Annotated in this window: 10 protein-coding genes; 4 read left to right on the plus strand and 6 right to left on the minus strand. The window is 40.7% G+C overall.

The features are described 5' to 3' along the window. Positions 1-94: 94 nt before the first annotated feature. The 5 genes from H6G97_RS22985 to H6G97_RS23005 all read right to left on the minus strand — a co-directional run bounded on the left by H6G97_RS22985 (position 95) and on the right by H6G97_RS23005 (position 4,874). Positions 95-568 carry a DUF6544 family protein gene (locus H6G97_RS22985; RefSeq protein ID WP_242055129.1) on the minus strand — a complete coding sequence of 158 codons (474 nt, stop codon included), beginning with the start codon at positions 566-568 and terminating at the stop codon, positions 95-97. A gap of 215 nt (positions 569-783) precedes the next feature. Beyond that, on the minus strand, positions 784-1,224 hold the full coding sequence (locus H6G97_RS22990) for a Crp/Fnr family transcriptional regulator (RefSeq protein ID WP_190942959.1): 441 nt from the start codon (positions 1,222-1,224) through the stop codon (positions 784-786). Between the two features lie 366 nt (positions 1,225-1,590). Further along, positions 1,591-3,276, minus strand: coding sequence for a SulP family inorganic anion transporter (locus H6G97_RS22995; protein ID WP_190942968.1), 1,686 nt, complete (start codon positions 3,274-3,276; stop codon positions 1,591-1,593). Between the two features lie 421 nt (positions 3,277-3,697). Further along, positions 3,698-4,132: a hypothetical protein gene (locus tag H6G97_RS23000; protein WP_190942960.1), complete on the minus strand. Its 435-nt coding sequence runs from the start codon at positions 4,130-4,132 to the stop codon at positions 3,698-3,700. Positions 4,133-4,154: 22 nt separating this feature from the next. Continuing rightward, positions 4,155-4,874 (minus strand): GDSL-type esterase/lipase family protein, encoded by a 720-nt coding sequence (locus H6G97_RS23005; RefSeq protein ID WP_190942961.1) that lies wholly within the window; start codon positions 4,872-4,874, stop codon positions 4,155-4,157. Between the two features lie 491 nt (positions 4,875-5,365). Between H6G97_RS23005 and H6G97_RS23010 the strand changes: the two genes are divergently transcribed. Continuing rightward, positions 5,366-6,166 carry an RMD1 family protein gene (locus H6G97_RS23010; protein ID WP_190942962.1) on the plus strand — a complete coding sequence of 267 codons (801 nt, stop codon included), beginning with the start codon at positions 5,366-5,368 and terminating at the stop codon, positions 6,164-6,166. Positions 6,167-6,324: 158 nt separating this feature from the next. Here H6G97_RS23010 and H6G97_RS52815 read toward each other — a convergent pair whose 3' ends face one another. Then, positions 6,325-6,543, minus strand: a complete 219-nt coding sequence (locus H6G97_RS52815) for a hypothetical protein (protein WP_338421829.1) — start codon at positions 6,541-6,543, stop codon at positions 6,325-6,327. A gap of 670 nt (positions 6,544-7,213) precedes the next feature. Between H6G97_RS52815 and H6G97_RS23015 the strand changes: the two genes are divergently transcribed. The 3 genes from H6G97_RS23015 (at position 7,214) to H6G97_RS23025 (ending at position 9,031) form a co-directional block, all read left to right on the plus strand. Beyond that, the gene (locus H6G97_RS23015) at positions 7,214-7,411 is read left to right on the plus strand and encodes an NblA/ycf18 family protein (protein ID WP_190942963.1); all 198 of its coding nucleotides are present in this window, start codon (positions 7,214-7,216) and stop codon (positions 7,409-7,411) included. 812 nt (positions 7,412-8,223) lie between these two features. Then, the gene (locus H6G97_RS23020) at positions 8,224-8,364 is read left to right on the plus strand and encodes a hypothetical protein (RefSeq protein ID WP_190942964.1); all 141 of its coding nucleotides are present in this window, start codon (positions 8,224-8,226) and stop codon (positions 8,362-8,364) included. 394 nt (positions 8,365-8,758) lie between these two features. Beyond that, the gene (locus H6G97_RS23025) at positions 8,759-9,031 is read left to right on the plus strand and encodes a hypothetical protein (protein ID WP_190942965.1); all 273 of its coding nucleotides are present in this window, start codon (positions 8,759-8,761) and stop codon (positions 9,029-9,031) included. Positions 9,032-9,561: the final 530 nt, after the last annotated feature.

A 9,561-nucleotide genomic window follows, 5' to 3' on the forward strand; every position in this document is an offset into this window, starting at 1 on the left:
TTTTTGTAAATTCTCTTTCTGTAATTTACTTAAGTATCCTTTGGCTGGCATAGCAGTAAGTCCACGAGTTTATTTAATTTACATTTTATGCAAATTAGATGTGGAACAGCTTAATATCAACACTGTGGGCATTTACTAACGGGATTAGTCCCCAAAGAGAAAAGCGCATTCGACCAGATTTGTTTGCATAGTAATCAGCCCCCATAAATTTAAACCAACCGCTACCAATAACTGGTTTCCAAACAAATCCTTTCGACGCTGAGATAATTTGTTTGGCTTGCATTGGTATCCACGGTTTATCTTGTGCCATCCGAAAACTGCCACTCATTTCCAAGTTGACAGAGGTAGCAAGATGTGTTGATGGTGCAATACTATGCAAAAAGTAGCGCTGCACAGGAGGAGGTAAGTCGGCAATCATATCTTCACTAAAACGATCGCCTGTTGGTGACGATTCTAGCGATCGCCAGATTCTATCAACTTCCTGTTCGTTCCTGACGCTGATGATGACTAATACTATAAGTGCGATCGCCAGCAATGCAACAATACCAAGGGAAATTTTGGTAAACATTCATTTGCCTCACTTATGCTGTACTAACCTACTGGTGTACCTCATTTGTCTAAAGATGAAGTTTCTCAGAAGCTTTAGTGTGGATAAGCAAAGCGTCATTGAGTTTCGGCGATCGCTAGAGAATTGTAGACGTGAGCCTATCCTCGGTTCTAAAGCCGATTTCTACATTTATTTTCGTCTTATTTACTCTCGATTGTTGAAAATTGAATTGATTTTTAACTTCGCAATGAGGTTACATTCATATCGTCATTTAATCTGCGAATCAGCCTAGATAACTCACGAATGATATTCACCGCAATTTCGGGAGTTTCTTCGATCGCATCATAAAGTTGCTCTTGCGTCAGTTCTAAAAATTCACAAGGTTCTAGAGTTGTTGCACTAGCAGAACGAGGTTGAGTATCAAATACTGCCATCTCACCAAAGTATTTTCCCTGTTCCACCTCTGCTAGCTGTTTATTCCCAATGTGAACTTTAACTCGGCCTGACACCACAATATAGAGCGATCGCCCTTCTTCTCCCTGCCGAAAGATGGTGTAATTAGCTGGAAATGACAATTCGTTCATTACTGAAGTGAGCCGCACAACAAAATCATCCCGCAATTCCTTAAAAATGGGGACTCGCCGGACAAATAATAAACGGTCAACACTGGTTAGCATAATTACAAGTTAAGCATCAAACATTACTGTAAATTTTAAACCTGAAGCCAGAGTGCAATTAGTCATATTAACTGATGTTGAACGCTAGCCGCCAAGAATATCTCAAATACCAACAGAAAACCACTTGTAACGATTCTTGTTTGCATAAGCTACACGGGTAGATTAACACAGCTAGCTGTAAGCGTACATTGCTATCAGCTTAAAGTTAAAGCCAGTCTAAATAATTTCACCAGAGCGAGCATTCTCTTAACGGACTTGCAAAAAATAAATTATCCCAAATTATTTATAGATTTGTAGGGGCGCAATGCCTTGCGCCCCTACGACGGGATATTTTTTTAACTGGAACTCCCTAAAAGCAAAATATTATCAGTCATTTAATTCCATCAACTCTTTAGTTTTCAAATCAGCCGCTACAGGTTGAGAACATGCAATCTGAGGAGAGATAGAGCAAATTGCCTCTGTGGTTGTTTCAAAACAATTTGATAAGCCAATTGTTTTTAACAATCCTGTTCGTTCTAATAATTGTTTGACTTCGGATTGTAAACCTGTGAGAATTAAGCGGCAATTGTGCCGTTCCAAGTCATGATAAATATCTTCTAAAGCTACTAACCCAGTTGTGTCCATATTTGGCACAAACCGCAACCGCAGAATTAAATACTTCACTTCCGGTTCATCGCGGAGGAAGGTAGCAAACCGTTCAGCAGCGCCAAAAAATACGGGGCCATCTACCCGATAAACGGCAATCTCTTTACCTAATTCTAGAGGAGTACCAGGGGGAAATACTTCGGTTTCAGGTATTTTAACTAAGCTTAAATCGCTCATCCGTTTGATGAACAAGGCTCCAGCTGCAATCAATCCCACTTCAACGGCGAGAACTAAATCAAACAAGATTGTCACTAGCCAAGTGAGAATCATCACAGCAAAGTCAGAGTAGGTAGCACGCATCAATAAACCAATGGCTTCCCATTCAATCATCCGCAGGCTAACCACCATCAGAATGCCAGCAAGTGCTGCTAAAGGAATCTGTGCTGCTAGGGGTGCTAAAGTTAAAACGATTATGGCTAAGGCAACGCCGTGAATTACTCCAGATAGTCGGGTTTTACCGCCAGAACGGACATTCACAGCAGTTCGAGCGATCGCACCTGTGGCGGGTATGCCCCCAAAAAATGGCACAATCATATTAGCCAAGCCTTGACCAATTAATTCGCGATCGCTATTATGTTTCTCGCTGACTGTCATCCCATCAGCGACAACCGCCGATAGCAACGATTCAATACTCCCCAGTGCAGCTAAAGCTAAAGCTGGATTAATTAGTTCTCGAATTAAACCAAAATCATTCCAGTGGGGAATACCTTGAGGTATTGGTAAAGATTGAGGAATAGTGCCAATTGTGGGTACATTTAGATGGAAAGAAGAAGCGATCGCTGTTGCTAATACCAGCCCCACTAAAGAACCTGGTATTGTTGTATTAATCCTGGGCCACAAAAGATTGGTGGCAATTACCACAACTGCTAAGGCAACTGCTGCCCAGTTTAGAGCTTCTACATGAGTTATACTTTGCCAAAGTCCCGGCAAAAAATGTTCACTACGTGGTAATTTTAAACCAAAGAAATTATTTAACTGACCACAAAAAATAATCACGGCAATACCATTAGTAAAACCTGCCGTCACTGGATAGGGAATAAACTTTACTAACTGTCCAAGTTTGGCAACCCCCAAGGCAATCTGGATAATCCCAGCCATCACCCCAGCAATCCAAACTTTCTCAAGACCGTACTTGGCGACAATTCCCACCAAAACCACAGCCATTGCACCTGTTGGCCCTGTAATCTGTACTGACGAACCACCAAAAATTGCCGCGACAATTCCCGCCACAATCGCGGTGTAAAGTCCCGCCTTTGGTTCCACACCACTGGCCACCGCAAAGGCTAAAGCCAAAGGCAATGCTACCACTGCTGCTGTTAGTCCTCCGGTAAAATCGCCACGCAGTCCACCAAACAAGCGACTCAGACGCAAAAGCTGTGGTTCTTTGAGGATATTAGAGATTGCCATATCGTCATTTTCAACTTTCATACACAATTTGTTGAAGCACACACAAATGTTATTCCATCTTTTCTGTAGACTTCATCAGGATTGTCGAAAATTCTGCGATTGCGTATGGGTTTTTGGTTCAAGTTCGCCTATTTGCTGATTAATAAAAGCGCAGGCTTGCTTGACATAATGGATATAGTGTGTCTAGAAGAGTTAGCGATCGCTACTCCGAGGAAAGTTTCTGGAAGCGCGTTGGCACTGATCGCAAGTCAAAGCGGCGGGTCGGGTAATTCCCTGACTTTCAACATCGCTTGGGTATCCGTCGGTGCATTGCCAAAAACATACTCCGCAGTATGCTTGAACATTTCCTCTCGCAGGAAATTGCACTTTGGTATTCGATGAGCCTCAATTAGAGAGCGGTTAGTTTTGAGGGATTAAAGTATTACAACCATTCTCCACCCCGAAAACGCCAACGGAGGAAGATAATCCGCATCAGGCTTTGGGAAGTAATAAAAACTGCTAGCCACACGATGCTATAGTGCAACAAAAAAGCTCCTGGGGAAAGTTCCTCTTTTGCTAAAGGTATTGGTAAAAAGCCAAATAGTTTGACTCCACAAAACACAAACACCAATTCCCATATACCAGCTAAGAGTTGATAAATTGCTGGCCAATCTCTATCCCAACGGTATTTCTGGAGATAGTCATAAAGCACATCCCAGCCTAAGCCAAAGATGGCAATATAACTAAGTATCCAGAAATAAACCGAGCTAGCACCAGGGCCAATCCAACCCATTGCAAAAGGCAAAGATACGAGTATACCGACAGTTGCAAGTAATAATAATCGAGTTTGCCAGCGACCAAATAAAGTTGGTGTCATAACAGTGCTGAGTTAGGAGTCCTTAAGAATGGTAAGCTGCCTTGGCAAAACCCACGAAAGGTATAGCATCCCAATTGATTACATCCTCTAACAAAGCTTGATAACCTAGTGTGTTGGGATGAAGACCATCTTCACTCAAGCGTTTGAGCCGCCAATTCTCGCCGCGTTCCATCCATTGCTCAAAAATATCTAAATAGGGAATCTGCCTTTTGGTGCAAGCAATTCGAGTTGCTTCTTTGTAGCGGTATTGGTCGGCATGATTATAGTAAAAACAATCTAAAAATGGCATCTTGGCTTCATCTACTGGCACCATGCCTACGAATAACACAGGGCAGAGTTGCTGTGCTAAATCTAGCAGAGAAGCAATTTCTTTTTCAAATAAGCTAAAATCTGTGTAACTTCGGCCATCGGGACGCGCTAACCGGGCTGAGTCATTCACGCCTACGGATAAAATAATCAAGTCGGGAACACGATTTCGGAGTTCACCCCGGTGGCGAAATTCAACTTCTAGCCTTTGTGCTACTTGTTGCGTGCGATCGCCTCTTACCCCTAAATTATAAAGAATATGACCGGCACTATCCGGCAACATCCACCACCGCCGTAGCTGCTCGATCCAGCCTCCTTTTTCAGGATCGCCGAATCCATAAATTAAGCTGTCCCCCAGTGCGACAATCTTCATAGGCTGAAAGTGATTTGGTGGTACAGACAGCTGCATTGAGGAAGAAGCTAGAAATGTGTGCATTTAACAACTATATTTTATATCTTTACAAGATTCTATACATTTCTATACCATAGATAGCTATCTATCTAGTATCAAAGGATATATGGCGTTTCTACTTGTTGATATGGTGGCAAGGTTAATATTGCCGTAGTTGAGCCTTTAAGGGTAGTGGGGACTGGGGAGGCAAAGCAAAATATTAGATTGCAAATTGTTCTTTTTCTGCTACCTCGCTCAAGAACTGCTACCACAGCAATTGGATATTTTTTGATTTGGAAGTCCCTACTTGGCGGGGTAAAGGGTAAGGGGAAAGGGGGAAAGGGTTTAAATCCCTTACCCTTTCTCCTTTCCCCTTTCCCCAGTCCTCACTCAGCATTTTTGAATTAGCAGACTACTAGTAGTAGTGCTGGGTAGATTTATTGGTAAGCTGAGGTTGTAGTGAGTTCCAAGAACAGGCATCAGTTGCGATCGCTACTTCCGCAGTTCAGCAGGCAGAACATAGCTCTAGAGCGACAATGCAAAAACTCCTTTTTAATCACATAGATAGATTTAGAGCGCAAGCCCTATTCCTTGGTAAGAACATTAAGTTACAGACATTAGAGAATTACGTTTGCTTGGCAACTATGCCAGTAATCGTTACAGTAGGTGAACACGGCTGTGCAGTGCTGCTGGCGTATGGTGCAGTTGTCCTGTTTAACGTTGAGCCTGTAGAAAAAGTAGACTTCTTGACCAAACTATCCTCTCAGGTTAGTGACTCTTTTACCGACCCGGAAACAGAAGAGGTGGAAATTCATCTCAATTTTGTCGAGAGTGAGCGAGTTAAAGAAGGAAAAATTTTACTGCATGAATTTAGTGTAGAACGCTTGCAGATAGTGGCTGATATTCTCGCCAAGAGTGTTGTACTGTCTCATTATGAAACCAGCCTAGCGACTGTATTTGATCAAATTGAACCGTTTGCAGCTAGTCTCCAGCGTGCAAATAGAAGTAGACGCCAGAGCCGGGAATTACTGCGCCAACTTGGGACTACCCTATTAGTTCAACACAAGATTGTGGGTCGAGTAGAAATTATCGATAAGCCAGAGTTGCTTTGGGAATCCCCACAGCTAGAAAACTTGTATCTGCGCTTGGAGGATGAATACGAAATTCGTGAGCGTCACAATGCCCTAGAACGTAAACTAGAGCTAATTTCCCAAACTGCACAAACGGTGCTGGAGTTCATGCAGCATAGCAGTAGTCAGCGAGTAGAGTGGTATGTGGTGATTTTGATTGTGGTAGAGATTCTGCTGTCACTGTACGACATCATTTTCAAAGGCTAATGCTAAATTTGGGGATCGTAAACAATTGCTGGTTTTAAGCAGCAGCCTTAAGTTGGGCGATCGCTTTTCTTGACAGTGCCATTCGCGCAGCTTCGACTATAAAAGATCAAATGGGAACCATTGGTTCCCAAATTCAAATTCACGAAGCCAACTGCCTATCACCCACAAAAATCATCTACCCTAATATCTCTCCAAATATCTGAAATCTGCCAGCCAGAGTTGCCAACAGAGTGTACTTGAGGATTATCAACGAATGGAATATAGTCAGGTTCTCTTGAGTCTGAAATGATTATTGGTAGTTCCTCAACGACAGTAGGTGGAAAATCAACACTCTCAGCATTCTCAGCTTGAAGAAGTTCATCTTCCGCTGCTTCGATTTATTTCATCTGTCTCAGAGTAAGGTTTTGAGATTTTTTAATGAGTTTCATATCCATAAAAGGTGTCAAAAGGAATTGGGTAAAAAAGAGAAAGTATCGCTCTGATGCTGAAAAATTGCGATGCAGTTGGTGCTTAAAAATTGGACAGGACAAATAGAATACAGCAATTTTGTGGAAAATACGAGTACTTTACTAAGGAATTTATCAGGTAAGATGCCAAATTAGGCGATCGCCTGCCGCAAGCAGATGTCAAAAATGCTTTCAAAAACCCCAAACTAAGCAACTTTAGGGGCTTGCAAAAAATAAGTTATCCCAAATTTGATACAAATACGCTGGTAAGGGCTTGTCTTTGCCATGCCCCTACGATAAATCTATATGTATCAGGATTTTCGTGAATTGGTATCACATTTGGTTGGGGCGGACTGATGAACGTCACCACCATATCTGAGGTATCAATGAGCAAAACATATCAGAGCATTAATCGACCATTATCTCAGCTTTGTAAATATTTTGTTATAATTATTAACAGAAGATCATATTTTGGTGTAGCACTGCTAAGTAGAGGCCTAATACCTCGATAAGTTACTACAGCAGCTAGGTATGAACGCTTCTTCTCGATATTGCCAACATTGACCTTTTAGTTTTCGCCTAGTTGGGCGATTAGCCTGTGATGAATCAACCTATTACATTATCTTTAGAACAAGAATTTAGCCTTAGAACTTTTGCAGACCAAGTGCAGCAGATGTCCCGTGAACAAGCTCAAGAGTTTTTGCTCATGCTTTATAAGCAGATGATAATTCGGGAAACGACTTACCAAGAATTGCTCAAACATCAGTGGGAACTTGATTCAGACCAAACTTTGGGCTAAAGCATACAAGCAAATATAGGAAGTATTGTAGATGTAGCAAGTTTTCTGGAGATGCGATCGCTACTTATCGTGTCAACCTTAGTGCGTAGGCGTAGCCCGACGTAGACATGGCAATCAGCAACAGTAAACAACCTCAAACTCAGTAACAAAGGCTTTCGACATGAGTAAGAAGATTATCCTTAGAGAGTTGTAAAAAATAAATTATCCCAAATTATTTGTATATTTGTAGGGGTGCAAGGTCTTGCACCCCTACGTACCCTGCGGGACGCTTACATGAACGCGCAGCGTCCCACAAGAATGGGATGTTTTTTTAACTGTTTCCTGATTGTCTTATACCAATTTAATATGAAGCTACATATACATAGAGAGAAACAAAATTGATAACTTTCAATCCCTATGAGCCGTCCATTTAAGATTGAAATTGCAGATAGTCAAGAGGAACTAAAAAAACGTTTGTAAATAGTCAACTTGGGAAGCCAGAAAGAAAAACTTATTATGTTGTGGTGGCTCAAAAGTGGACAAATGGTTGAAACAAGAACATGGGCAAGATATTGAATATGCAACGGTTTATGCGTTGGTTCAATATCGATGTTTGGGTAAAACTAAAAGTACCACGTCCTCAAAGCAATAAGCAGGATGAAAAGTTAGTATCTGAGTTAAAAAAAACTCGGTATCATCATCAATCAGCTAGAAAAACATCTAGTACAAGGAAAGCGCATTTATTATCTTTGTCAGGATGAAACTAGGGTTGGATTGAAAACTTTATTTATGGTTTGGTTATTGGTGGTGTTGACAGAAAATTTTATATCCAAATGATCAAGCAAGAAGCACTTGAAGCCGAAAAGTCTGGGATCAACTTTTTCTACTTAGCTACTAAACGTAATAATCTACTTTTCAGATATTACTCCGGTAAACTTATGGTTACAGTTACACATCAAACCGCGATCGCCTGACGCATCTAATTACTGCTCAATGGCATTAAAAGCTATAACCCTTATTCTCCATAGTTTAGAGCTTTTATTAGCGCCATTCAACTCTGGCCATTCCTCCAGCAGTTCCTTCCATCAAAGCATACGCTGCAAGCACTCACTCACAACCACTTTGAGCAATAGTCCCAGGCGATCTAACTATCGTTTGCCATTTTCTTCCGCAAAACTCAGCTTTCCACCATTAAAGCCGTAGGCGAGCTTTGCTAAGGCTTTTGTTTGTGTGTGCTCCTTTAAAACCTACGTTATTTTACTGATTACAACATCTTTGTATGTGTGAAATACTTTGCACAGAAGAAAGGGTATTTTGATTATACCTCTCCACCCAGTTCAATTGATTAGGTTCAACAGGTAGAAATCTATGACAAAAGTTAAACAAAAAGTATATCTCATCACTGAGCAACAACGTGACGCATTGTTGAACTACCTTCTCAATCGTCCATATCGTGAAGTTGCTTCTGGAGTTCAGTTTCTGACAAACGCACCTACTACTGTTCTCAATGTGGACGTTCCTGAAGAAGAATCGACAGATATATCTGTTGAACAAGCATATAAAACAGATAATGAGCATGAAACTAAACTTGGAATAGTTCCTTCTCAGACAGAAGAACTAGCTTTATTTAGTCGTGCTTGATATTAACTGTTAATTTTACTAACTAGAAGACACAAAGTCCTAAAAAAATTAACCTGGGTGTCTATCCAAGTTAGTAAAGGTTCCAGTGGATACTGTATTTGCCTCTAGGAGTGATTACACTTAGAGGCAAATCTATATGTTTATAAAAGACTGCATTCCAAGACTTTTTATTTTCATTCTATGAGCTTGAAACATAGTCTTAAATAATAAATATTTCCAAAAAAGTTTATCACTACTCTGTGTTTTAGACTTTAAAGGATACTACTTAGTTAGATAACATATACCAATTATCTAAAATTAGACAGAAAACTTAAACACTAAATAACCGGAGTAAATATGATTTTACTAACTACAAATTGCAAATTCATATAAGTCACTGGCTAAAAAAAATCACCAAAGACCAATTCCCTTTCAAGTATTCACAATTTCAGTTTTAGTTAGGGGTACATTTTCCAAATGAGATGCATTGCTCAATTTGAAGTTTAACCAAATTGCAGAAGCTTTAAACATAGAAATATTGAGATGTTGCA

Origin of the sequence: Nostoc flagelliforme FACHB-838 (assembly GCF_014698065.1) — a bacterium.
Classification (GTDB): Bacteria; Cyanobacteriota; Cyanobacteriia; order Cyanobacteriales; family Nostocaceae; genus Nostoc; species Nostoc flagelliforme_B.

Coding starts and splice junctions, on each gene's coding strand:
- H6G97_RS22985 (WP_242055129.1), bottom strand. CDS start 568: ATGTTTACCAAAATTTCCCTTGGTATTGTTGCATTGCTGGCGATCGCA.
- H6G97_RS22990 (WP_190942959.1), bottom strand. CDS start 1,224: ATGCTAACCAGTGTTGACCGTTTATTATTTGTCCGGCGAGTCCCCATT.
- H6G97_RS23000 (WP_190942960.1), bottom strand. CDS start 4,132: ATGACACCAACTTTATTTGGTCGCTGGCAAACTCGATTATTATTACTT.
- H6G97_RS23010 (WP_190942962.1), top strand. CDS start 5,366: ATGCAAAAACTCCTTTTTAATCACATAGATAGATTTAGAGCGCAAGCC.
- H6G97_RS23025 (WP_190942965.1), top strand. CDS start 8,759: ATGACAAAAGTTAAACAAAAAGTATATCTCATCACTGAGCAACAACGT.
- H6G97_RS23005 (WP_190942961.1), bottom strand. CDS start 4,874: ATGCACACATTTCTAGCTTCTTCCTCAATGCAGCTGTCTGTACCACCA.
- H6G97_RS23015 (WP_190942963.1), top strand. CDS start 7,214: ATGAATCAACCTATTACATTATCTTTAGAACAAGAATTTAGCCTTAGA.
- H6G97_RS22995 (WP_190942968.1), bottom strand. CDS start 3,276: ATGGCAATCTCTAATATCCTCAAAGAACCACAGCTTTTGCGTCTGAGT.
- H6G97_RS23020 (WP_190942964.1), top strand. CDS start 8,224: ATGATCAAGCAAGAAGCACTTGAAGCCGAAAAGTCTGGGATCAACTTT.